The 22,898-nt window shown below is 64.7% G+C and carries 23 protein-coding genes; 15 read left to right on the top strand and 8 right to left on the bottom strand.

Annotation, left to right across the window (positions count from 1 at the left end; translation table 11 throughout):
- Positions 1–332 precede the first annotated feature (332 nt).
- The gene (locus tag BcanWU425_RS02895) at positions 333–1,265 is read left to right on the top strand and encodes a peptidylprolyl isomerase (protein WP_018452911.1); all 933 of its coding nucleotides are present in this window, start codon (positions 333–335) and stop codon (positions 1,263–1,265) included.
- 102 nt (positions 1,266–1,367) lie between these two features.
- Complete coding sequence (gene argJ, locus BcanWU425_RS02890) at positions 1,368–2,609, top strand: bifunctional glutamate N-acetyltransferase/amino-acid acetyltransferase ArgJ (RefSeq protein WP_204512794.1); 1,242 nt, start codon at positions 1,368–1,370, stop codon at positions 2,607–2,609.
- Positions 2,610–2,660: 51 nt separating this feature from the next.
- Here argJ and BcanWU425_RS02885 read toward each other — a convergent pair whose 3' ends face one another.
- On the bottom strand, positions 2,661–4,016 hold the full coding sequence (locus tag BcanWU425_RS02885; protein ID WP_085357815.1) for a TadE/TadG family type IV pilus assembly protein: 1,356 nt from the start codon (positions 4,014–4,016) through the stop codon (positions 2,661–2,663).
- A 140-nt stretch (positions 4,017–4,156) separates the two neighbouring features.
- On the opposite strand from BcanWU425_RS02885, the gene BcanWU425_RS02880 reads away from it, so the two are divergent.
- Positions 4,157–4,567 (top strand): (deoxy)nucleoside triphosphate pyrophosphohydrolase, encoded by a 411-nt coding sequence (locus BcanWU425_RS02880; protein ID WP_085348366.1) that lies wholly within the window; start codon positions 4,157–4,159, stop codon positions 4,565–4,567.
- A 158-nt stretch (positions 4,568–4,725) separates the two neighbouring features.
- Here the strand turns inward: BcanWU425_RS02880 and BcanWU425_RS02875 are convergent, their stop codons facing one another.
- Entirely contained in the window at positions 4,726–5,595 is an 870-nt protein-coding gene (locus BcanWU425_RS02875) for a methyltransferase domain-containing protein (RefSeq protein ID WP_085357817.1), read from the bottom strand.
- A gap of 116 nt (positions 5,596–5,711) precedes the next feature.
- Between BcanWU425_RS02875 and BcanWU425_RS02870 the strand changes: the two genes are divergently transcribed.
- From BcanWU425_RS02870 to BcanWU425_RS02850, 5 genes are all read left to right on the top strand, one after another.
- Positions 5,712–6,026 (top strand): NIPSNAP family protein, encoded by a 315-nt coding sequence (locus BcanWU425_RS02870; RefSeq protein ID WP_007599187.1) that lies wholly within the window; start codon positions 5,712–5,714, stop codon positions 6,024–6,026.
- 65 nt (positions 6,027–6,091) lie between these two features.
- Positions 6,092–6,889 carry a ComF family protein gene (locus tag BcanWU425_RS02865; RefSeq protein ID WP_204512795.1) on the top strand — a complete coding sequence of 266 codons (798 nt, stop codon included), beginning with the start codon at positions 6,092–6,094 and terminating at the stop codon, positions 6,887–6,889.
- Positions 6,890–6,936: 47 nt separating this feature from the next.
- Entirely contained in the window at positions 6,937–7,212 is a 276-nt protein-coding gene (gene grxC, locus BcanWU425_RS02860; protein WP_018452902.1) for a glutaredoxin 3, read from the top strand.
- Entirely contained in the window at positions 7,209–8,087 is an 879-nt protein-coding gene (locus tag BcanWU425_RS02855) for a carbon-nitrogen hydrolase family protein (protein WP_018452901.1), read from the top strand. The genes grxC and BcanWU425_RS02855 overlap by 4 nt, the downstream gene beginning before the upstream one ends.
- Positions 8,084–8,569 (top strand): DUF1178 family protein, encoded by a 486-nt coding sequence (locus tag BcanWU425_RS02850; protein ID WP_018452900.1) that lies wholly within the window; start codon positions 8,084–8,086, stop codon positions 8,567–8,569. Before BcanWU425_RS02855 ends, BcanWU425_RS02850 begins: the two co-directional genes overlap by 4 nt.
- Here BcanWU425_RS02850 and BcanWU425_RS02845 read toward each other — a convergent pair.
- The 3 genes from BcanWU425_RS02845 to BcanWU425_RS02835 all read right to left on the bottom strand — a co-directional run bounded on the left by BcanWU425_RS02845 (position 8,566) and on the right by BcanWU425_RS02835 (position 10,973).
- Positions 8,566–9,465, bottom strand: a complete 900-nt coding sequence (locus BcanWU425_RS02845) for an EamA family transporter (protein WP_018452899.1) — start codon at positions 9,463–9,465, stop codon at positions 8,566–8,568. The two genes, BcanWU425_RS02850 and BcanWU425_RS02845, sit on opposite strands and share 4 nt — an antisense overlap.
- Positions 9,466–9,717: 252 nt before the next feature.
- The gene (ubiG, locus tag BcanWU425_RS02840; protein WP_204512796.1) at positions 9,718–10,491 is read right to left on the bottom strand and encodes a bifunctional 2-polyprenyl-6-hydroxyphenol methylase/3-demethylubiquinol 3-O-methyltransferase UbiG; all 774 of its coding nucleotides are present in this window, start codon (positions 10,489–10,491) and stop codon (positions 9,718–9,720) included.
- Between the two features lie 14 nt (positions 10,492–10,505).
- A complete protein-coding gene (locus BcanWU425_RS02835; protein WP_018452897.1) occupies positions 10,506–10,973 on the bottom strand; it encodes a PH domain-containing protein in 468 nt (155 codons plus the stop codon).
- Between the two features lie 150 nt (positions 10,974–11,123).
- On the opposite strand from BcanWU425_RS02835, the gene BcanWU425_RS02830 reads away from it, so the two are divergent.
- The 3 genes from BcanWU425_RS02830 to prfA all read left to right on the top strand — a co-directional run bounded on the left by BcanWU425_RS02830 (position 11,124) and on the right by prfA (position 16,059).
- Positions 11,124–12,380: an aspartate kinase gene (locus tag BcanWU425_RS02830; protein ID WP_204512797.1), complete on the top strand. Its 1,257-nt coding sequence runs from the start codon at positions 11,124–11,126 to the stop codon at positions 12,378–12,380.
- A 269-nt stretch (positions 12,381–12,649) separates the two neighbouring features.
- Positions 12,650–14,917 carry a phosphoenolpyruvate--protein phosphotransferase gene (gene ptsP / locus BcanWU425_RS02825; protein WP_026232414.1) on the top strand — a complete coding sequence of 756 codons (2,268 nt, stop codon included), beginning with the start codon at positions 12,650–12,652 and terminating at the stop codon, positions 14,915–14,917.
- A gap of 56 nt (positions 14,918–14,973) precedes the next feature.
- Complete coding sequence (gene prfA / locus BcanWU425_RS02820; protein WP_204512798.1) at positions 14,974–16,059, top strand: peptide chain release factor 1; 1,086 nt, start codon at positions 14,974–14,976, stop codon at positions 16,057–16,059.
- A gap of 33 nt (positions 16,060–16,092) precedes the next feature.
- Here the strand turns inward: prfA and BcanWU425_RS02815 are convergent, their stop codons facing one another.
- Both BcanWU425_RS02815 and BcanWU425_RS02810 read right to left on the bottom strand, forming a co-directional pair.
- Positions 16,093–16,563: a MarR family winged helix-turn-helix transcriptional regulator gene (locus BcanWU425_RS02815; protein WP_085348399.1), complete on the bottom strand. Its 471-nt coding sequence runs from the start codon at positions 16,561–16,563 to the stop codon at positions 16,093–16,095.
- Positions 16,564–16,675: 112 nt separating this feature from the next.
- Positions 16,676–17,272: a hypothetical protein gene (locus BcanWU425_RS02810; protein ID WP_231189752.1), complete on the bottom strand. Its 597-nt coding sequence runs from the start codon at positions 17,270–17,272 to the stop codon at positions 16,676–16,678.
- A gap of 269 nt (positions 17,273–17,541) precedes the next feature.
- On the opposite strand from BcanWU425_RS02810, the gene BcanWU425_RS02805 reads away from it, so the two are divergent.
- The 4 genes from BcanWU425_RS02805 to BcanWU425_RS02790 all read left to right on the top strand — a co-directional run bounded on the left by BcanWU425_RS02805 (position 17,542) and on the right by BcanWU425_RS02790 (position 22,405).
- Positions 17,542–18,876, top strand: coding sequence for a substrate-binding protein (locus tag BcanWU425_RS02805; RefSeq protein ID WP_018452891.1), 1,335 nt, complete (start codon positions 17,542–17,544; stop codon positions 18,874–18,876).
- Positions 18,877–18,975: 99 nt separating this feature from the next.
- Complete coding sequence (locus BcanWU425_RS02800) at positions 18,976–19,851, top strand: branched-chain amino acid ABC transporter permease (protein WP_231189749.1); 876 nt, start codon at positions 18,976–18,978, stop codon at positions 19,849–19,851.
- 11 nt (positions 19,852–19,862) lie between these two features.
- Positions 19,863–21,710 (top strand): branched-chain amino acid ABC transporter ATP-binding protein/permease, encoded by a 1,848-nt coding sequence (locus BcanWU425_RS02795; RefSeq protein ID WP_204512800.1) that lies wholly within the window; start codon positions 19,863–19,865, stop codon positions 21,708–21,710.
- Positions 21,707–22,405, top strand: coding sequence for an ABC transporter ATP-binding protein (locus tag BcanWU425_RS02790; RefSeq protein WP_018452888.1), 699 nt, complete (start codon positions 21,707–21,709; stop codon positions 22,403–22,405). The genes BcanWU425_RS02795 and BcanWU425_RS02790 overlap by 4 nt, the downstream gene beginning before the upstream one ends.
- Here BcanWU425_RS02790 and BcanWU425_RS02785 read toward each other — a convergent pair.
- The gene (locus tag BcanWU425_RS02785) at positions 22,402–22,821 is read right to left on the bottom strand and encodes an HIT family protein (RefSeq protein ID WP_204512801.1); all 420 of its coding nucleotides are present in this window, start codon (positions 22,819–22,821) and stop codon (positions 22,402–22,404) included. The two genes, BcanWU425_RS02790 and BcanWU425_RS02785, sit on opposite strands and share 4 nt — an antisense overlap.
- Positions 22,822–22,898: the final 77 nt, after the last annotated feature.

Here is a 22,898-nt window from a genome sequence, read left to right as displayed (position 1 = left end):
CGTTCGCGTTGCAGCCAAGAGGTTGTCACCCGCCTGCCTATCAACTCACCGTGACGCCTGCTGGGCGCCAGAGCCCCGTCTGCGGGGGGTCCATCCGCCATATGGGTGGGAGTTGGGCAAGTCTGGGTTCAACGGCCAAAAACGCAGCAAAATAAACGCCATCGCATGGACGCGACCGGGCAGAGATATGGCCCGGTCAGGGCCTTGTCAACGGCGGGTGCATTGCGGCTAATTCATCATTTTGACAGACTTTTCGCGTTGCCAAGGCCCCCTGAATTGGGCGAGTGTCCGCCCCGCTCGAGCAGCCCCCTGCTTCAACAAAAGGATTTTCCATGACCACCTCGTTCCCGGTAACCAGAACCGGCCTGCGCTTCGGCCTCGCCACCGCCCTCGTGGGCTGCCTTGCGCTGGCGCTGATCGCGGGTCCCGGCCGGGCTGCCGACGATCCGGTGCTGGCGAAGGTCAATGGCGCGGAAATCAAGAAGAGCGACGTCGCCATGGCCGAAGAGGAACTCGGGCCGAGCCTCGCCCAGATGGACCCGGCGACCAAGGACGAGAACGTCCTGTCCTTCCTGATCGACATGAAGATCGTCGGCAAGGCCGCCGAGGACAAGAAGCTCGCCGAGGGCGAGGAGTTCAAGAAGCGGCTCGCGTTCGCCCGCAACCGCCTGCTGATGGACAGCCTGCTCGCCGGCGAGGGCAAGGCCGCCACCACCCCGGATGCCATGAAGAAGGTCTATGAGGAGGCCTCCAAGCAGATCACCGGCGAGCAGGAAGTGCACGCCCGCCACATCCTGGTCGAGACCGAGGACGAGGCCAAGGCGGTGAAGGCCGAACTCGACAAGGGCGCCGATTTCGCCGAACTCGCCAAGAAGAAGTCCAAGGATCCGGGCTCGGCCGACGGCGGCGACCTCGGCTTCTTCACCAAGGAGCAGATGGTGCCGGAATTCTCGGCGGTCGCCTTCGCGCTCGAGCCGGGCAAGATCTCCGACCCCGTGAAGTCGCAGTTCGGCTGGCACGTCATCAAGGTCGAGGAAAAGCGCAGCCGCAAGGCGCCGGACTTCGAGCAGGTCAAGGCGCAGATCGAGCAGTATGTCACCCGCAAGGCCCAGGCCGATTACGTCGCCAAGCTGCGCGCGGAAGCCAAGGTCGAGCGGCTGGACCAGCCGGCGGATGCGGCAAAGGACGCCAAGCCGGCCGATGCGGCCAAGCCGGCTGACGCCAAGCCGTCCGACAGCAAGATGGCGCCCCCGGCGAAGAAGTAAGAATTCGCTGTCACTTCGGTGACGTGAAGAGTATCTAAGCCTTTGTGATGCCCGGCCCCCGCGCCGGGCATCTGCATGTCCAGATCCCACCAAGGCGCCCCGATGTCCTCCTCCGTTTCCCCCCTCGCCCCGAAACACGTTCCCGACATGCCCGTGATCGCGGGGGTCCGTCTCGCGACGGCCGAAGCCGGCATTCGCTACAAGAACCGCACCGACGTGCTGCTGGCGGTGATGGACAAGGGCACCGCGGTCGCAGGCGTCTTCACCAAGTCGAAATGTCCCTCCGCGCCGGTGGAATGGTGCCGCGCCAAGCTGAAAGGCGGCAAGGCCCGCGCGTTGGTGGTCAATTCCGGCAACGCCAATGCCTTCACCGGCAAGACCGGCCGCAGCTCCACGGCACTGACCGCGAAGATCGCGGCCAAGGCCGTCGGATGCACCGAGGGTGAGATCTTCCTGGCCTCGACCGGCGTGATCGGCGAGCCGCTGGATGCGAGCAAGTTCGATGGCGTGCTCGGTCGGCTCGCGGAAACCGCCGAGGCCGGCGATTATCTGGCGGCCGCCAAGGCGATCATGACCACTGACACCTTCCCGAAGGTCGCGACCGCGACCGTGAAGCTCGGCAAAGCCAAGGTCACCATCAATGGCATGGCCAAGGGTGCCGGCATGATCGCGCCCGATATGGCGACGATGCTGTCCTTCATCTTCACCGACGCACCGATCGCGCCTGCCGCGCTGCAGGCGCTGCTCAAAAGCGGCGTCGAGGACACCTTCAACGCGGTCACGATCGACGGCGACACCTCGACCTCGGACACGCTGCTGGCCTTTGCCACCGGTGCTGCTGCGGAACACGGCGCGCCGAAGATCAGTCGCGCCACCGACCCGCGCCTGAAAGCCTTCGTCAAGGCCTTCAACCAGGTGCTCGCCAATCTTTCCGAGCAAGTGGCCCGCGACGGCGAAGGCGCGCGCAAGCTGGTCGAGATCACCGTCGAGGGCGCCAAGACCAAGGCCTCGGCGCGCAAGATCGCGATGTCGATCGCGAACTCGCCGCTGGTGAAGACCGCAATCGCCGGCGAGGACGCCAATTGGGGCCGCGTGGTGATGGCGGTCGGCAAGGCCGGCGAGCCGGCTGACCGCGACAAGCTCTCGATCTCCTTCAACGGCATCCGCGTCGCCAGGAGCGGCGCGCGAGATCCGTCCTATGACGAGGCGCAGGTGTCGGAAGCGATGAAGGCGCCGGAGATCGCGATCAAGGTCTCGCTCGGCCTCGGCAAGGGCCGCGACCGCGTGCTGACCTGCGACCTCACCAAGGAGTATGTCGCGATCAACGGGGATTACAGGTCGTAGCCGGACTCGCGGTGAGTCCGCTTGACCCGCAAGCGGGCGGGGTGATCAAAATCACCCCGAGATCCGCGCATCCGCGAGTGCCTTCTTGAACAGCGCGTTCATCGCTTCCGAAATGCCCTGGGTGGGGCTGACCTCGAAATAGAATCCCGGCGAAGCGCAGCTCTGCATGTTCTGCGCGATCTTGCTGTTCGGAGACGGCCCCCACGGCCCGGGGTTAAAGGGCGAGATCCAGGTGGTGTACCAGGTGTCGGTAGGTGGTTGATACGTCGTGTACAGCACCGCGATCTTGATACCGCGGTCCTTGATGGCCGTGCAGAGCGCCGGATTGATCGGCGACTGACAGCGATTCGATGACGCGAGAGGATACGAAGAAGACGAGACACTACACATCGTCGTGCCTGAGTTGGTTTCGTCAGCGACCCCATCGGATACAAAAAACAGATATTTCAGCGGTGACGCGGATGTGCCGGCTCCCGGCGAGGCGATTGCGCTATTGATCGCGGGAAAAATCGTGGTGAAGGGAGTATCTTTGTCTTTAGTATACGAGTCATTCTGACCGGCGACCGCCATCAGGTCGATGTTTCCCGCCGCAGTCTTGGCGGAGCTCAGGCTCGACGACAGCGCGAACAGATTTCTCAATCCGATCGTCGCTGACGAAGCGCCGAAATCGTAGATCGCCATTCTGAACTGGTTCGAATAGGTCTGCGTGTTCTGGGCTGTGTCCATCAGGTTCGCGCTCGCCTGGCGCACCACGTCAATTCGGGTCGTGATGCCGTTTGCTTTGGCGATGTCGTAGTTGCTTGTGCCGGCGGCCTTGGTGGTGTCGTGACACGCGAATGCACATCCACCCGTCTTTCCCTGCAATTTCGTTATGTCGGTCGGTGTCGCTGCGACGCCCATCGACGGAGAATTGTCCAGCAGGAGATAGAAGTCGACATAGAGCGGCATATTGGCCGTCGACGACGACGTGCCGCTCATGGTCAGTGTGGTCTTGCCGATCAGGCCGAGAAACATGGTGTTGATGGTGGCGGTGAAAGAGACGGTCGAGTTGATGGTCGAGCCGGTCTTGACGACGGTCGGGGTGACGCTGTCGAGCGTATAGCCGGTCAGGTTGGCGCGATTGGCATCGAAGATTTTCTGGGCGTCGTCGACGCCGGCCGTGATCGTGCCGTCCGTGGTCATCGAGCCCGCGGCGGCAAACCCCGGCGATGCCTTGGCGAGCGCACCGACGCTGGCCGCGTCAGCCGCGCCCTGAAGCTTGGCCCGGACCTGCGTCGCGCGGGAGTAGTCGATCGCGGTGCCGATGAACGTGATCAGGGGGACGCAGCAGATTGCGAAGATCACCGCGACATTGCCGCGCCGGTCGCGAAGGAACCGACGGAAGATGGTACGACACTCAGCGCGCATGGATCTGGCCCGAAATGGTTTCAGCGTTTCCACTCTAGGAACCGTGGATTAAATATGACTTATGGAGACCTCGGAAACACGGGCCGTAACAGGGTTAACGAACCGTTGCGGATGATCCTTCAGCGAGCGGAATTCCAGGCATGGCTGATCTCAAACTGACGCTCGTGGTGGCTTGCGCGCTGGTCGACGCCGACAAGCGCGTCCTGATCGCGCAGCGCCCCGAGGGCAAGACGCTGGCCGGCCTTTGGGAATTTCCCGGCGGCAAGTGCGAGCCCGGCGAGCGGCCGGAACAGAGCCTGATCCGCGAACTCCACGAGGAGCTCGGCATCACCGTCGCCGAACCCTGTCTGGCGCCGCTGACGTTCGCGAGCTACGGCTACGAGACCTTCCACCTCCTGATGCCGCTCTTCATTTGCCGGCGCTGGGAGGGACAGGTCACGCCGCGCGAAGGCCAGGCCCTGGCCTGGGTTCGCGCCAACAAGCTGCGCGACTATCCCATGCCGCCCGCGGACATTCCGCTGATCCCGCATTTGATTGATTTGTTGATGTGAATTCGAAGCGGGCACCACACTCTCGGCGTCATGCCCGGGCTTGTCCCGGGCATCCACGATCTTCGTGCTGAACCGAGAGGCGTGGATGGCCGGGACATAGGCGAGCGGAAGCGACGCCGTCCTTCGGACGGCATGCCGGCCATGACGGCGGAGAGAGCTTACGTCCCTCCGGCCTTCTTCACCGCTTCCGCCAGGCTCGCCTTCGCTGATCCAGGCTTGAGCGGCTGCTGCTGGCTCGCATGCGGCGCCCAGCCGGAAAGCCAGATGATGTCGAATGTCGCACGGATGCGGCCGTCGGCGTCGGCAAAGCGTTCCGCGTAGATTTCAGCCATCCGCAGCAGCGTCGATCGCCGGCTCGGCGTGCGTCGCCGCTCGATCAGCACATTGGCGGCGCCCATGCGCCTGATATCCTGCATCAGCGCGAACGCGTTGGCGTAGCGCACCACGACGCGGTCGACATCGGTGACCGGCAGCGCAAACCCCGCCCGCTGCAACAGCGCGCCAACGTCGCGCAGATCGGCGAACGGTGCGACTCGCGGCGATACGCCGCCCTCGCATTCGGCCTCCGCGGCGGCAAAGGCCTGGCGCAGCTCGGTCAGGCTGTCGCCGCCGATCATCGCCGCCAGCAGCAGCCCGTCCGGCCTCAGCGCGCGACGGATCTGCGCGAGCACACCCGGCAGATCGTTGGCGAATTGCAGCGCCAGCGCCGAGACCACGAGATCGAGGCTCTCCGGTACAAAGGGCAGCTTCTCCGCACCCGACGCATCGAGCTCAATGCGCTCGATCGAGGGCAATCGCGCGCGCAGCACCGCGAGACCCTCGCCGGGCGTCCAGAGATCGGCCGCTGTGTGAAACTCTCGCATCACCGCGGCCAGCCGGTCGGAGATGTCCTCGGCGACCCGATCCAGCAGGAAGCTCGCGGCACCTTGCGCCTGCGCGCGGCGCTGTCGCGCGCGCAGCAAAGCACGATCGAACAAAGCGGGCGGGGTTTGTGGGTCTTGAGCCATGCCGCTGGTTACGCCGATCATGCTGGTTCTGGCAATCCACTGCGCGCGGCGCTAGCCTTGCCTCATGGAGCCGACACCGGCCCCCGTGTTCCAAACTAGCAATCCGCACCAGGCCCGCGGCGCCGGAGCGTCAAACGATGATCACCTGTTATCTGCGATACGAGATCCCCCCGGACAAGCTCGCCGAATTCGAAGCCTATGGCAGGATGTGGCTGGAACTAGTGCCAAGATTCGGCGGCATCCACCACGGGTACTTCCTGCCATCGGAAGGCGCCAGCGACGTCGCCCTCGCGATGTTCAGCTTCCCGAGCTTCGCGGCGTACGAACAATATCGGAAGGACAGCGCCGAAGATCCGGACGTCCAGAAAGCGATCGAGTTCGCAAGGCAAACGCGCTGCTTTCGCCGTTATGAGCGATCGTTCTTCCGGCCCGTGCTGCCGAAAGAGCCGTAGGCCGGGCGCGGACGAGAACAGCCCATTGACTTGAGCGTGGCGCAGGACGGCGCTAGCCTTGCCCAATGGACGCCGAGGCATCACCACCACGCTCCATTTCCAGCCATTTGCGCGGCGCGCTTCAGGCCTGCCGAGGTGTGATGGCGCATCTGCCAAGGCTTGCACTCAACATCGCGCTGCCGACGCTGTGCGTGTCCTGCCGCGAGCCGGTCGACGGCGAGGGCGTGTGCGCGGCGTGCTGGGCGCGGCTGTCGTTCATCGAACGGCCCTACTGCCCGCGGCTCGGCATTCCTTTTGTGTACGATCCCGGGCCCGACATGCTGTCGATGGAGGCGATCGCGAGCCCGCCGGCCTACCAGCGGGCGCGCGCCGCGGTGCGTTATGACGACGTCGCGCGCACCCTGGTGCATGCGCTGAAATACCAGGATCGCACGGATTTGGCGCCCGCCATGGGCCGCTGGATGGCGCGCGCGGGCGGCGAACTGCTCACCGAGGCTGACATGCTGGTGCCCGTTCCCCTGCATTGGCGAAGGGCCTGGCGCCGCCGTTACAACCAGTCCGGGGCGCTGGCGCGGATCATCGAGCGGCAGAGCGGAGTGAAAGTGAAGGCTGAGGTGCTGCGCCGGGTACGCGCGACCGAGCAGCAGATCGGCCTGTCGCGGGCCCAGCGCGCCACCAATGTGCAGGGCGCATTCCAGGTATCCCCCGACCGCCAGGCGGACGTCCAGGGTCGGCGCATTGTCCTCATCGACGACGTCCTGACGTCGGGCGCGACGCTGGATGCGTGTGCGCGGGCCCTGCTCCGGGCCAAAGCGGCGCAAGTGGACGTGCTGGTGTTTGCCCGGGTTGTCGAGAGCCGGTGAAGTCCCATATAATTCAATGAATTCATGACATGAGAGCGCCAGACAAGATGACCGCTGCTGTCGAGATCTACACGAGGCCGGGCTGCGGCTATTGTTCCGCCGCCAAGTCGCTGCTGACCCGCAAGAAGGCGACGTTCACGGAGTTCGATATCGCCAAGAACCCGTCCTGGCGCCAGGAGATGTACGATCGCGCCGGCGAGGGCTCGACCTTCCCTCAGATCTGGATCGGCGGAGCCCATGTCGGGGGCTGCGACGAGCTCTACGCGCTCGATCGCGAAGGCAAGCTCGACGGCATGCTCGAAAGCGTCAAGGCGGAGTCATGAGCGACAACAGGACCTTCACGGCGGCTATGGTGCAGATGCGCACCGGCCTGATGCCCGAGCCCAGCCTCGCGCAGGCCACCAGGCTGATCCGCCAGGCTGTAGCCAATGGCGCCGACTACGTGCAGACGCCCGAAGTCAGCAACATGATGCAGCTCAACCGCAAGGCCCTGTTCGAGCACCTCCAGAGCCAAGACGACGACAGCTCGCTGAGGGCGTACCGGGCGCTCGCGGCGGAACTGAAGATCCACATCCATGTCGGCTCGCTGGCGCTGCGCTTTTCGGACGAGAAAGCGGTCAACCGCTCGTTCCTGATCGGGCCCGAGGGCAATGTGCTCGCGAGCTACGACAAGATCCACATGTTCGATATCGAGCTGCCTGACGGCGAGAGCTATCGCGAATCCGCCAATTACCAGCCGGGCGAGACGGCCGTGATCTCCGACCTGCCCTGGGGCCGCGTCGGCCTGACGATCTGTTATGACGTGCGCTTCCCCGCGCTCTACCGCGCGCTGGCCGAAAGCGGCGCGTACTTCATCACGGTGCCCTCGGCCTTTACCCGCAAGACCGGCGAGGCGCATTGGCACGTGCTGTTGCGTGCGCGCGCGATCGAGACCGGTTGCTTCATCTTCGCCGCGGCACAGGCAGGCCTGCACGAGAACAAGCGCGAGACTTATGGCCATTCGCTGATCATCGATCCCTGGGGCGAGATCCTCGCCGAAGGCGATGTCGAGCCCGGCATCATCATGGCAAAAATCGATCCGGCCAAGGTCGAGACCGCGCGCCGCGCGATACCCTCACTCCAGCACGGCCGCCGCTTCGGCGTCGCCGACCCCAAGGCGGGGCCGGATCATCTGCACCTGGTGCGGGGATCGGCATGATCCGCTACGCGCTCCGCTGCGACCGGAGCCACGACTTCGAGAGTTGGTTCCAGAGCTCGGCCGCGTACGACCAGCAGGTGAAGCGCAAGCTCGTGACCTGTCCGATTTGCGGCTCGGCCAAGGTCGACAAGGCGATCATGGCGCCGCGCATCGTCGGCAAGAAGGGCCGCGGACGCGCCACGCCCCCGCCTGAGCCCACCGCCACGATGACCGCGCCCGAAGCTGCGCAATCCGCACCGACCTCGCTGCTGATGGCGCAGGAGCGCGAGCTGCGCGCCAAGCTCAAAGAGCTGCGCGATCACATCGTGAAGAACGCCGACAATGTCGGCGAGCGATTCGCCACCGAAGCCCGCGCGATGCATTACGGCGACAAGGAGCACCGTCCGATCTATGGCGAGGCCTCGCCCGACGAGGCCAAGTCGCTGATCGACGAAGGCATCGAGGTGTCGCCGCTGCCGACGCTGCCGGAAGATCGGAATTAGACTCCCACCAACACCGCCACGCCGACCACGATCAGCACGATGCCAATAATCTCGCGCGGCGCGATCGGCTGCTTGAACGAATAGTACGCCACGCCTTGCGCGAACAGCACCTCGATCAAAGCGAGGGTGCGGACATTGGCGGCGGCCGTCAGCGCGAACGCCAGGAACCAGAACTGCGAGGCGAAGGCGCCCATGAAGCCGGCGAGCAGCGATGGCTTCCAAAGCCTCAGGATCGACTGAAGCACTTTTGGCGCCCGCCAGAGCAGATAGACCGTCAGGATCAGCGTCTGCACGAACAGGCCGAGCACCAGCGTGAACGATGCCGCAGTCACGAACGAGACATCAGGCACGTTGATGATGGCGCCGCGGAAGCCGACCGCAGAGAGCGCGAAGGCCGCGGCCGCGACGAGGCCGGTGATGGTCGGCTTCAATTCGGCAAAGCTCTTCTCGCCGCCGGGCCGCAGCGCGGTGATGACGACGCCGATTGTCGCGATCACGATCGCAAGCACCTTCAGCCATGTCAGATGATCGCCGAGGAAGACGAAGCCGAAGATGGCGGTCTGGATCGCCTCGGTTTTCAAATAGGCCGTCGTCACCACGAAGGAGCGGTCGTTCATGGCGAGCAGCATCAGGCCGGTCGCGACGATCTGGCTGAGCGCGCCGAGCAGGAGCCACGGCCAGAACACACCGGGCGGCATATCGAGATGATCGCCGGTGGCGACCAGCACCACCGCCAGGAAAAGCAGCGAGAACGGAAAGCCGAACAGGAAGCGGATATTGGTTGCGCCCCAGGTCCCCAGCGGCTTCGTCAGCGACCGCTGCATCGCATTGCGCGCGACCTGGCCGAGCGCGGCAATGACGGTGAAGGGAATCCAGAGGCTGGCGATGGTCAACATGGGTGGGACTGCGCTGGGAGCGAGAGGACGTTGAGTCAACGTGCCGCTCGCGCTCAAGCAGGTCAATCACGCGGATGTCATGGGTGCGATGCTTGCCTGACGAATTCGGTGTCGTCCTGGACAAGCGAAGCGCAGATCCAGGACCCATTACCCCAGGGAGTGGTTTGGCGAAGACTCGTAATTATCAGTTTTCGCCTAACTAAACCCTGGCTTTCGCCAGGACGACGCCGAATGTTTGGAAGCGGCAACGCCTCACACCATGCCTTCCGCCACCACCATGTAGTTCACGTCCATGTCTGACGAGAGGGTCCATTTGTCGGCGAAGGGGCTGTAGACGACGCCGGTCTGCTCGGTGATGACCAGGCGGTTGTCGAGCAGGTATTTCGTCAGCTCGTCGGGGGTGACGAACTTGTTCCACTCGTGGGTGCCGCGCGGCAGCCAGCGCAGGACATATTCAGCGCCGACGATGGCAAGCGCAAAGCTCTTCCAGTTCCTGTTCAGCGTCGAGACCACCATCAGGCCGTTCGGCTTCAGCATCGCGGCGCAGCGCTTCAGGAAAACGCCGACGTCGACGACGTGCTCGACCACCTCCATCGCCAGAACGATGTCGAAGCGCTCGCGCGGGTCGATCTCCTCAACCGTGGTGCAGCGATAGTCGATCGCGAGGTGCGCCTTGTCGGCATGCAGCTTGGCGGCCGCGATGTTGCTGACCGACGGATCGACGCCGATGACCTGCGCACCCAGGCGCGACAACGGCTCGCAGAGCAGGCCGGCGCCACAGCCGATGTCGAGCACGCGCAGACCGCCGAGGCAGTTGAGGCTGCGCGCGTTGCGCTCGAACTTGCGGCAGGCGGCATCGCGGATATACCCGAGCCGCAGCGGGTTGATCCGGTGCAGCGGTGCCATCTTGCCGTTGGGATCCCACCACTCGACCGAGAGCTTTGAGAATTTCGCGATCTCGGCGGCATCGACGGTCGAGCCCGGCGAGGTGCTTGCGGTTACGGGAGTATCTTGCTGCATGCTCATGGTTACGCGCGGTCCTACCGCGTGGTGATCGAACTACGGAAGGCGAGCGGCGAGGCGATGGTCTTGATCGTCTCGATCCCCTCGCCGACGCCGCGAATCGTCACGTCGCCGTAGTTGAGAATTCGTCCAAGAATGGTCTGATCGACATCGACGCTCTCGACCTTGTCCAGCGCCATCTCGAAGGTGCGGCGCTTGATGAAGCCGGTCTTGTGCACGACCCGCAAATTGGTCACGTCGGTCTCGGTGGTAAAGCGATGGAACCAGCCCTTCACAGTCCAGTACAGCGCCGCCAGAGCGACCAGGCCGGCCGCAACCAGACAGAGCATGACGAGCCCCTCGACGGTGGTTTGCCGGGACAGGACGAACAGGACCAGCGCCACGATCCAGGCCAGGATCGCCGGAAAATAGAAGATCCAGTGCGCATTGGTCGAATACAGCACCTTCTCGCCAGGCTGCAGGATCTCGTCGATATAGCGCGCCATGATCTCGGTTAACCCACTACCCCGCACCCTGCCCCGCAGGAACCCGCTTGCCCCCGGCCCCGCCGCTATGTATACGCGCGGTCGGTGTCCGCGAGGCCCGTCCAGTGCGGGCCACCATACTGATCCTTATGAAGGAATGCACGCGTCGTCATGAGCCGCCTCGTGATGAAATTCGGCGGCACGTCCGTCGCCAACATCGAACGTATCCGCAACGTCGCACGCCATGTGAAGCGTGAGGTCGACGCCGGCCATGAAGTGGCCGTGGTCGTCTCGGCGATGTCCGGTAAAACCAACGAGCTGGTGGCCTGGTGCACCGAGGCCTCGCCGATGCACGACGCGCGCGAATACGACGCCGTGGTCGCCTCGGGCGAACAGGTGACGTCCGGCCTGCTTGCCATCGTGCTTCAGGGCATGGGTATCCAGGCCCGCTCCTGGCAGGGCTGGCAGATCCCGATCACGACCAGCGACGCCCATGCTTCGGCCCGGATCGAGGGCATCGACGGCAGCGAGATCATCAAGCGCTTCAGGGAGCGCAAGGAAGTCGCCGTGATCGCCGGCTTCCAGGGCATCAACCCCGAGACTAACCGCATCACCACGCTCGGCCGCGGCGGCTCCGATACCTCGGCCGTGGCGATCGCCGCCGCCGTGAAGGCGGACCGCTGCGACATCTACACCGACGTCGACGGTGTCTACACCACCGATCCGCGAATCGTGCCGAAGGCGCGCCGGCTCGACAAGATCGCATTTGAAGACATGCTGGAGCTGGCCTCCCAGGGCGCCAAGGTGCTCCAGGTCCGCTCGGTGGAACTCGGCATGGTCCACAACATGCCAATTTTCGTCCGCTCGAGCTTCGAAAAGCCCGAGGATATCGACCCGCATGCCAACCAGCCGCCCGGCACGCTGATCTGCAGCGAGGAGGAGATCATGGAAAGCCACGTCGTCACCGGCATCGCCTTTTCGAAGGACGAGGCCCAGATCTCGGTACGCCAGATCGAGGACAAGCCCGGCGTGGCGGCGTCGATCTTCGGCCCGCTCGCCAATGCCAACATCAACGTCGACATGATCGTGCAGAACGTCTCCGAGGACGGGAAGACCACCGACCTCACCTTCACGGTCCCGGCCGCCGACTACACCAGGGCCAAGGAGACGATTACCGCGGCCAAGGGCCAGATCAATTATGCCCGGCTCGACACGGCTACCGATGTCGCCAAGATCTCGGTGATCGGCAGCGGCATGCGCAGCCATGCCGGCGTTGCCGCCCAGGCGTTCTCGGCCCTCGCAGGACGGAATATCAACATCCGGGCCATTACAACCTCCGAGATCAAATTCTCGGTTCTGATCGACACCGCCTATACCGAGCTTGCGGTGCGCACCCTGCACACGCTCTACGGTCTCGATCAGGCTTAGGCTAATTTTCTCTTAGCGGTCGCAGCAAACGCGAAGGTGTCCACACTTTCGCGTTTGGCAGGCGTTTTGCTTGGCAAAACAAGCCCCAATTCGCTATACGGCGAACTGGGTGGGCTGCCAGAAACTGTGCCCCAGTTGAGGCGGTGCTGATTCGGCCCAGGCAACCGCCGGGGCTGGCGCCGGACGAGCAAATTTGTTGTTTTTCTGGATTTCTGGGCGAGCCGCCGCGGGTCCTTTCGGCCCCGGCAGACGGAGGAGATTGACGGTTCATGCGGAGCGCGTCGGGAGGTCCCCGCGTCTTGTTGAGACGGCTCCGCGAAACCATGGCGGAGCAGGTCTCGGCCCAGGAGCGGCTGGACAAGATCGTGGTGCTGATCGCCGCCAACATGGTGGCCGAGGTGTGCTCGGTCTATGTGCTGCGCGTCGACAACACGCTCGAGCTCTATGCCACCGAAGGCCTCAACCGCGAGGCGGTGCACCACACCGTGCTCAGCGCCCATGAGGGCCTTGTCGGCCTGGTCGCGAGCGAGGCAACGCCTCTCAACCTGAGCGATGCGCAGAGCCATCCGGCCTTCTCGTTCCGCCCGGAGACCGGCGAAGAGATCTACCACTCCTTCCTCGGCGTGCCGATCCTGCGCGCCGGCAACACGCTCGGCGTGCTGGTGGTGCAGAACCGCGCCAAGCGCAACTATGTCGAGGAGGAGCTCGAGGCGCTTCAGACCACCGCGATGGTGCTGGCGGAGCTGATCGCCTCCGGCGAGCTGTCTGCGCTGGCCCAGCCGGGCCATGAGCCCGCGGCGCGCCATTCGGCGCAGAAGGTCGGCGCCATCCTGTCGGAAGGCATCGCACTCGGCCATGTCGTGCTGCACGAGCCGCGGGTGGTCATCAAGGACTACATCGCCGAGGACCTGCCGAAGGAGATCAAGCGGCTCGACACCGCGCTCGCCAAGCTGCGCGCCGATCTCGACCGCATGCTGGAGCGCGGCGACGTCGCCGAGGGCGGCGAGCATCGCGAGGTGCTGGAAGCCTACCGCATGTTCGCCAACGACCAGGGCTGGTCGCACAAGCTGCACGAGGCGGTCGCCACCGGCCTCACGGCGGAAGCCGCCGTCGAGCGTGTGCAATCCGACACCCGCGCGCGCATGCTGCGCTCGACAGATCCCTATTTGCGCGACCGGCTGCATGATCTCGAGGATCTCGGCTATCGCCTGATGCGACAGCTGGTCGGCCAGGATCACGCGCCGTCACGCGAACAATTGCCCGACAACGCCATCGTCATCGCGCGCGCGATGGGCCCGGCGGCGCTGCTCGACTATGACCGCAAGCGCCTGCGCGGCATCATATTGGAGGAAGGCACCGCCAATTCCCACGTCTCGATCGTGGCGCGCGCGCTCGGCATTCCCGCGGTCGGCGAAGTCCCGAACGCGCCTGGTATCGCCGATCCCGGCGACGCCGTCATCGTCGACGGCACCTCCGGCATGATCTATGTGCGCCCATCGCAGGAGGTCGAAGCGGCCTTCGCCGAGCGCGTGCGCTTCCGGGCCCGCCGCCAGGCGCAGTATCTGGCGCTGCGCGACCGGCCCTGCGTCACCAAGGACGGCCAGAAGGTCGAGCTGATGATCAATGCGGGTCTCGCGATCGACTTGCCGCACATCGAAGACACCGGCAGCGCCGGCATCGGCCTGTTCCGCACCGAGCTGCAATTCATGGTCGGCCAGAGCCTGCCGCGCACCAGCGACCAGCTCGCGCTCTATCGCACCGTGCTGGATGCCGCCGGCACCAAGCCCGTCACCTTCCGCACCCTCGACATCGGCGGCGACAAGGCGCTGCCTTATATGGAGGCGGTAATCGAGGAGAACCCCGCGCTCGGATGGCGCGCGATCCGGCTCGGGCTCGACCGTCCCGGCCTGTTGCGCGGCCAGATCCGCGCACTGCTGCGCGCCGGCGGCGGCCGCGCGCTGCGCATCATGTTCCCGATGATCTCGGAGGTGGGTGAATTCGATTCTGCGAAGGCGCTTGTCGAACGCGAACTGACCTATCTGCGCCAGCACGGCCACACGCTGCCGGAGCGGATCGACATCGGCACCATGGTCGAGGTGCCGGCGCTGCTTTATCAGCTCGACGAGCTCCTGAAGAAGGTCGACTTCATCTCGGTCGGCTCCAACGATCTGTTCCAGTTCCTGTTCGCGGTCGACCGCGGCAACGCGAAAGTCTCGGAGCGCTTCGACACCATGTCGGCGCCGATCCTGCGCGCGCTTCGCGACATCGCACGCAAGACGCAAGCCGCGAACAAATCGCTGTCGCTCTGCGGCGAGATGGCGTCGAAACCGATCGGCGCGCTGGCGCTGATCGGGATGGGCTATCGCTCGCTGTCGCTCTCGGCCACCGCGCTCGGCCCGGTCAAGGCCATGGTGCTCGATCTCGACGCCAAGAAGGCCGAGGCGATGCTCGGGCCGTTGCTGGACGCGCCCGCCGGCAGCGTCTCGATCCGGCAGAAGCTGACGGAATTTGCCGAGGCCGAAGGCCTGGCCTTGTAGCGGGCCTGTCGCCCCCTCCTGCCGCCTCGCCCTTTTCCGCATTTGAGACCGAACCGATGTCGTCACTCCCCGAAGCCAAACTGGACGTCCTGCTCGCGCATCACGCCTCACTCGAGGCCGAATCGCTCGGTCAGCTCGCCTCCGAACGCTATGTGCAGATCACGCGTGAGCTCGCCGAGCTCACGCCATTGATCGAAGCGGTCAAGACCTATCGTTCGGCCCTCAAGGAGCTCGCCGACACCGAGGCGCTGATCGCCGATCCCGCGACCGATGCCGAGATGCGCGCCATGGCGGAAGCCGAGCGCGGCGAGCTGACGCCGAAGATCGAGGAGTTGGTCCAGAAGATCCGCGTCGCGCTGCTGCCGAAGGACGCCATGGACGATCGCAACGTGGTGCTGGAAATCCGCGCCGGCACCGGCGGCGACGAGGCTTCGCTGTTTGCCGGCGACCTGTTCCGGATGTACGAGCGCTTCGCGGCCCTGCAGGGCTGGAAGGTCGAGGTGATCTCGGCCAGCGAAGGCAGCGTCGGCGGCTACAAGGAAATCATCGCCGAGGTGCAGGGCCGCGGCGCGTTCTCTAAGCTGAAGTTCGAGTCCGGCGTGCACCGGGTGCAGCGCGTGCCGGACACCGAGACGCAGGGGCGCATCCACACATCTGCCGCCACCGTCGCCGTGATGCCCGAGGTGGAGGAGGTCGACGTCGAGATCCGGAACGATGATTTGCGTATCGAGACGATGCGCGCCGGAGGCGCCGGCGGCCAGCACGTCAACAAGACCGAATCGGCGATCCGCATCACCCACATCCCGACCGGCATCGTGGTGATGATGCAGGATAGCCGCTCGCAGCACAAGAATCGCGCTTCCGCCATGAACATCCTGCGCTCGCGCATCTACGACGCCGAGCAGCAACGCCTCGACGCGGCGCGCTCGGCCGAGCGCAAGGAGAAGGTCGGCTCCGGCGACCGCAGCGAGCGCATCCGCACTTATAGTTTCCCGCAAGGACGCGTCACCGATCACCGCATCAATTTGACGCTCTATAAGCTGCCGCAGGTGATGGCGGGCGAAGCGCTGGGCGAACTGACCGACGCGCTGACCACCGAGCACCAGGCCGCGCAGCTCGCCGCTCAGGGCGCGGCGGCGTAGAGCTCGCGGCTTCGCGCTTTCTTCAGCGTGTCCTCAGCATCTCTTGGCTCGAAACGCTCGCAGGATCTTGCCCAAACCGGGCGCGGCGGCGCTGAGCTCGTCCAGATGGATGCGCGAGAGGGATCGCAGCTTCCGCTCGCCCTTCGCTGTCAGCTTGACCAGGACGCGCCGCGCATCATCGGGGTCGGCTTCCCGGCCAATCAGCTTCAGTTTCGCCATGCGATCCACCAGCTCCACCGCGGTGTGGTGCCGGATCAGCAGGAAGCGCGCGATGTCGCCGACGCTGGCGCCGTCAGGGGCGGCCAATCCCTTGATCGCCAGCAGCGCCTGGTGCTGCTGCGGCGTCAAGCCGGCGCTCTGGGCCGCGGCTTCGCTGAAGGCCAGGAAAGTTCGGAGCTGATAGCGAAACTGCGCAAGCGCCCCGTAGTCGGCCTCGCGCATCGCGCCACCCTTTGTGGGCACAGCACGCGCCGGGCGTGTCGTCTTCCGCTTCGATGGGGCCATTCCCTGCCTGCGACGTCGAGCCAGCCGGTGCAACGGGCGGCCTCACCGAGACTAGCAAGGAAGGCCAAGCCGAACCAACCGACCGGCGCCCCGGACACACAAATATCGCCACCTATTCGAAGCTGGACAGCAGGATCTTCACCAGGATGACCTGGAACGCGATCGGGATACGGACGCTCTTTCGCCGGATCGAGCGCTGCAGCGCGCCGGCAATCTCGGCGCTGGTCAAGGCACCCGCGGATGCATTGCTAATCAACTCGGCCCACATCTGCGACAGCGAGCCGCCGGGCGGGATCACCGGCTTGATCGTCACGCCACAGCCCTGCGCCCAGTCGATGATTTCCCTCATCGTGTGAGGACCGCAATTGCGCGCGGTCGCGAGGCGTTCGGCCGTCAGCGCAAGCAGCAATTCGCGCGAGGGCGACCAATTCCCCTTCGGCGGTTGCTCGGCAGTGAGCTCGACCGCGAGTTCCTTGAGGACGTTCTGGGCGCGCACGCTCAGCTTCTGCATCGGACCGGGCGCGCGCTTCGCCTGAACGGGGCCGACGGCGGGCCCGCGCCGGCCGGCCGGCCCGTTGCGCGGATCGGGCATGCGCGAGGCATCGCCGGACTGCGGTGTCGCCCGCTGCCCGCTCACCTCTTCCGGCCACGCCGCCTCCTGCCGCTCCGCACCTTGCGGCCACGACCGTCGCTTTCGGGTACCCGCCACTGTCGTCTGCCGCGCCATTTCTCTCGCCGAACCCGCCAGCCTCGTACTCACAAAGGCTAATATATATCGTGATGCGATATGTTTTCACGAGATAATTTTCGGCGTTCGACCAAAGACGAAATTGACAGAAGGCGTTCACAAGCAATGCTTGCGCCCAAGAGCTACACGCGGATGTGACGTGCCCGGCGCGGACAGGCCTTCGAGGCCGGCTGCCGTCGGACAGGTCGTGCTTTGCCTGCAAACAAGAACGACGTTAGGAGGAAACGATCATGACTGACAATCTCATCCGCCGCGGCCTTTCGCGCCGTGGCCTGCTTCAGACCACCGCGGGCCTCATCGGTGGCGCGGTTCTGCCGGGGATGCCGGCGTTTGCCGAGGACAAGCCGGCGATCGGCTCCTACCCCGCAGGGGTCTCGGGCTCCACCGCCTTCATCGGCATCTCGGTGCCGCGCACCGGCACCTATGCCGTGCAGGGTGAAGACGAGCTCAAGGGCTACCAGCTCGCGATCGAGCACATCAATGAAGGCCACGAGCTGATCAAGAAGATCTCGCCCAAGACCAGCAAGGGCGTGCTCGGCAAGGAGCTGAAGTTCGGCGTCGCCGATTCCGCGGCCAAGCCGAACGAGGCAGTGCAGGCGCAGCAGCGCTTCATCAGCGAGAACAAGGCGATCATGATCACCGGCGGCACGTCGAGCGCCGTTGCGGTGGCGCTGAACAAGCTCGCCCAGCGCGAACATGTGATTTTCGTATGCGGCATTTCCGGCTCGAACGACACCACCGGCAAGGATTGCGTCCGCTACGGCTTTCGCCAGAACTTCTACGGCCAGACTGCGGCCGCAGCGATCGGCCCGGTGATGGTACGTGAGTTCGGCAAGGGCAAGAAGGCGGCGTATCTGACGCCCGACTACACCTACGGCCACACCGTTACCAAATCGATGCAGGACTTCCTGGCGACCGCCGGCTGGACCACCGTGACCAACCAGGTCGCCCCGCTCGGCGCCCCCGACTATTCCTCATACCTGCTGAACGTCGCCAACTCCGGCGCCGACGTGCTGATCAACGTCAATTGGGGCCACGACGCGGTACTGTCGACACAACAGGCCAAGCAGTTTGGCGTGCTCGACAAGATGAAGCTGGTCGTGCCGTACCAGGTGCCTTTCATCGCGCGCGAGACCGGGGGCCTGATGCAGGGCGTCTACGCCGCCACCGACTATTGGTGGACCATCGAGGACAAGTTCCCGCTGGCGAAAATGTTCAACGAAGCGTTCGAGAAGAAGTACGGCTACAAGCCCGAATGGGGCGCCGAGAACGCCTATGTCAGCTTCGCGCATTGGGCGCACATGTGCGAGCAGGCCGGCAGCTTCAGTCCGCCTGACGTGATCAAGACCTACGAGAAGGGCGAGACGATCCCCTCCCTGGTCGGCGACGTCCATTACCGCCCGGAGGATCACCAATGCGTCCGCCCGGTGATCATCGTCAAGGGCAAGCAGCAGAAGGACATGAAGAACAAGGAAGACTGGTACGACGTCGTCGAGATCGTCCCGGGTGAAGGCCTGATGCAGAAGCCCGACGCCTTCGGCTGCCATCTCGGCGACTACAGCTGAGACCTCGCCAACCCCTGTGACGCCGCGGACTGCACTCCGGTCCCGCGGCGTCGCCTTTTTCTGACGCGCAACATCGCGCGCCACAACAGCGATTGTCGCATGATAAGTTGGCCCAACCTCGTTTCACAGCTTTTCAACGGGCTCGCGCTCGGCGCCCTGCTCGCGCTGATCAGCTCCGGCCTGACCATCATCTACGGCACGCTCGGCGTGCTCAACCTCGCACACGGCGCGATGTTCATGATCGGCGGCTATGCCGGCTTCGTCGCCTATCAGTACACGGAGTCGTTCATCCTTGCCGTGATCGCGGGCTCCCTGTTCGTGATGCTGCTCGGCGTTCTCATGGAACGCGTCATCATCCGTCATTTCTATCATCGTCCGCACGAGGATCAGCTGCTCGTGACCTTCGGGCTCGGCATCTGTTTCGTCGAGCTCGTGCGCCTGATCTTCTCGAGCCAGTCGCAGCTGGTGCCGCCGCCGGCGCTATTCCAGGGCATCACCAATCTCGGCTTCATGTTCTATCCGACCTACCGCCTCGCCGTCGTCGGCATCGTCGCGATCGCCCTCGGCGCATTGTTCATCGTGCTCTACCGGACCCGGCTGGGCATGATTGTGCGCGCCGGCATCGAGGATTCGATGATGGTGGATTCGCTTGGCATCAATGTCTATCGCGTCTTCATGGTGGTCTTCGGCATCGGCGCAATGGCCGCCGGCTTTGCCGGCATCGTCAACGCGCCGGTGGTGTCGCTGACACCGGGCATCGGTGACGACATCCTGGTCCAGACTTTCGTGGTGGTGGTGATCGGTGGCGTCGGTTCGTTCCCCGGCGCAATTCTCGGCGGCCTGATCGCCGGCGAGATCATCAGCGTCACCTCCATGTTCAACCCCGGCTATGCCTATGTGATGCTGTTTGCGGCGATGACGCTCGTACTCGTGGTACGACCGCATGGCCTGCTCGGCGTCCAGGGCCGCGAGTAAGCGATCACCTGATGCTCAAGCAACGCCCCTTCCTGATCGAAGCCCTGACTGCGATCGGCTTGATCGCAGCCCCCTTCGTGCTGCCTCATCTCGGCTTCGCGCCGAACACCGTGAACAGGATCCTGGTCTGGGGCCTGTTCGGGCTCGGCTTCGACATCCTGTTCGGCTTCACCGGCCTGCTCTCGTTCGGCCAGTCCGCCTTCTACGGCACCGGCGGCTTCGTCGCCGCCTACCTGCTGACCCGCGCGGGCTTCGGCAACGTGCTGGGCGCGCTGATCATCGGCATGATCGCGGCCGCAGCGACCGGCTACCTGATCGGCCTGATCGCATTGCGCCGCACCGGCATCTATTTCGCGATGATCACCGTGGCAATCGCGGAAGTGTTCTTCTTCGTCGAATTCAATCCACTTTCCGATTTCACCGGCGGCGAAAACGGCCTGCCCGGCGTGCCGACGCCGAGCTTCAATCTCGGCTTCACCTCCATCCACTTCACCAATGGCTGGTCGCTCTATCAGTTCATCGCGCTGTGCTATTTCGTCGGCGTCGTCATCGCCCTCAGGATCGTGCGCTCGCCGGTCGGCGCGGTTCTGAGTGCGATCCGCGACAATCCGCTGCGCGCCACGGCGGTCGGCCACAACATCCATGGCTACAAGCTGACCGCCTTCGTGATCGCAGCCGCTTACGCGGGCTTCGCCGGCGGACTGCTCGGCGTGCTCCAGGCCTTCATGCCGCCCGACGCCTTCACCTTCGACACCTCGGGCCAGCTCGTGATGCAGACGGCCATCGGCGGCAGGGGCACGCTGTTCGGACCGCTGGTCGGCGCAACCGTTTGGCTGTTCCTTCAGGACTTCCTGCAGTCCGCACTGGGCCTCGGCGCAGCCTGGAAGTTGGTGCTGGGTGTCGTGTTCGTGCTGCTGGTCTGCTTCCTGCGCGGCGGCATCATCGGCGGCCTTGCCGATCTCTACCGCCTCGTCTCGGGAAAGCGAAAGCAGGCGGATGCGGAGATGGAGCAGGACGCCGCTGACACCGAGACCAGGCTGCAACCTCCACCGGCGCCGATGCAGGCCAAGGAGGTCGAGCACCCCGCCTATTCCGGGCCGATCCTGAAAGCCACCGGCCTGACCAAGCGCTATGGCGGCCTCGTTGCCAACAGCGACATCGATTTCAGCGTCAATCGGGGCGAGCTGCGCGGGATCATCGGCCCCAACGGCGCCGGCAAATCAACCTTTTTCAAGATGCTGACCTGCGAGATCGCGCCGAGCTCCGGCCAGATCGTGTTCGAGGGCCGCGACATCACGGGATTGAAGGTCACCGAGGTTTGCCAGCTCGGACTGACCAAAAGCTACCAGGTCAACCAGCTCTTCACCGGGTTGACGGTGCGGGAGAACCTGACGATCGCAGCCCTTGCCGAACTGCGCGGAAAATTCCGGCTCGACCTGTTCCGCACGCTCGGCGGCGTCAAGGGCCTGACGGAGCAGGTGGCGCACACGCTCGCTTTGGTGAACCTGACCCGTCGTGCCGACACGCCCGTGTCCGAGCTCGCCTATGGCGAGAAGCGCAGGCTGGAAATCGGGCTTGCGCTCGCCACGTCGCCGCGCCTGTTGCTGCTTGACGAGCCGCTCGCCGGCATGAGCCCGCGAGAGCGTCTCGAGACCGTCAAGCTGCTCAAGTCGATCGCGCGCGGCCGTACCATGATCATCATCGACCACGACATGGATTCGCTGTTTGAGTTGGTCGAGCGCGTCACCGTGCTCCAGGAAGGCCGGGTGCTGGTCTCCGGCACGCCGGAGGAAATCAAGGCCAACGCCGCCGTCCAGGAAGCCTATCTCGGTGGCGTGCACGGAGAGATCGCGGCATGAGCCTGATCGAGGTCAACGGCCTGAACAGCTATTACGGGGACTCCCACATCCTGTTCGACGTCGCCATGCATGTCGAGCGTCACGAGGTGGTGGCGCTGCTCGGACGCAACGGCGCCGGCAAGAGCACCACGCTGAAGAGCCTTATGGGCGTCGTGACGCCGCGTAGCGGCAGCGTGAAATTCGACGGCATCGATATCGCCGGGCGCAAGAGCCACAGAATCGCGCAGGCCGGCATGCAGCTCGTGCACGAGGAACGCCGCATTTTCGGCAGCCTGTCGGTGGAGGAAAACATCGTCCTCGCCGGCATCACCGCGCCGAAACGCTGGCCGCTCGATCGCATCTACGAGATGTTTCCGCGGCTGAAGCAGCGGCGCAACAACCGCGGCACCGAGCTATCCGGGGGCGAACAGCAGATGCTCGCGATCGCACGGGCGCTCGTGCGTGATCCCAAGATCGTGCTGCTGGACGAGCCGTTCGAGGGACTCGCGCCCGTCATCGTCCACGATCTGGTCAAGGCCTGCCGCGAGCTCGCCGCCGCCGGCCAGACCATCGTGCTGGTCGAGCAGAACCTGGCGGCGACGCTGGCGCTGGCGACACGGATCTACATCATCAACAACGGACATATCGTGCACGAAGGGCCGGCGCGGGAGCTCAAGGCCCAGCCGGAGCTGCTCCAGCGCTATCTCGGCGTCTAGAGAGCGGCGATCATTCGCCTGGCGTGAGCGGCGAGCACCGCCGTGTCCTCCTTGCGCGTCTGCGCCGGCAGCAGCTCGATTCCGGCCCTGACCGGCATGACGTGCATGTGCAGGTGAAAGACCACCTGGCCGCTGGCCGGCTCGCTGAACTGCTGAAGGATGATGCCCTCGGCGTCGAACGCCTTCATCGCGGCAATCGCGATCCGCTTGGCGGTTCGGGCGACCGCGGCGAGGTCGTCATCCGCGATGTCGAGGATGCCGCGTGCCGGCGCCCGGGGAACGACCAGCGTGTGCCCGGGCGAACGCGGCATGATGTCGAGGAAGGCGAGGCTACGGTCGTCCCTGAAAACCTCGAAACAGGGGATCTCGCCACGCAGGATCTTTGTGAAGACGTTCTGATCGTCGTAGGGCGTCATGGACCCTCCTTGGTTGCGAGGCGCGATCTGACGCGCTCCTTTTCATTGACGCAAGCAAGCCAGCCGATCTATCCACG

Source organism: Bradyrhizobium sp. WU425, assembly GCF_021052305.1.
In the GTDB taxonomy this organism is placed as follows: domain Bacteria; phylum Pseudomonadota; class Alphaproteobacteria; order Rhizobiales; family Xanthobacteraceae; genus Bradyrhizobium; species Bradyrhizobium canariense_D.
This window is presented reverse-complemented; position numbering and strand designations above follow the sequence as displayed.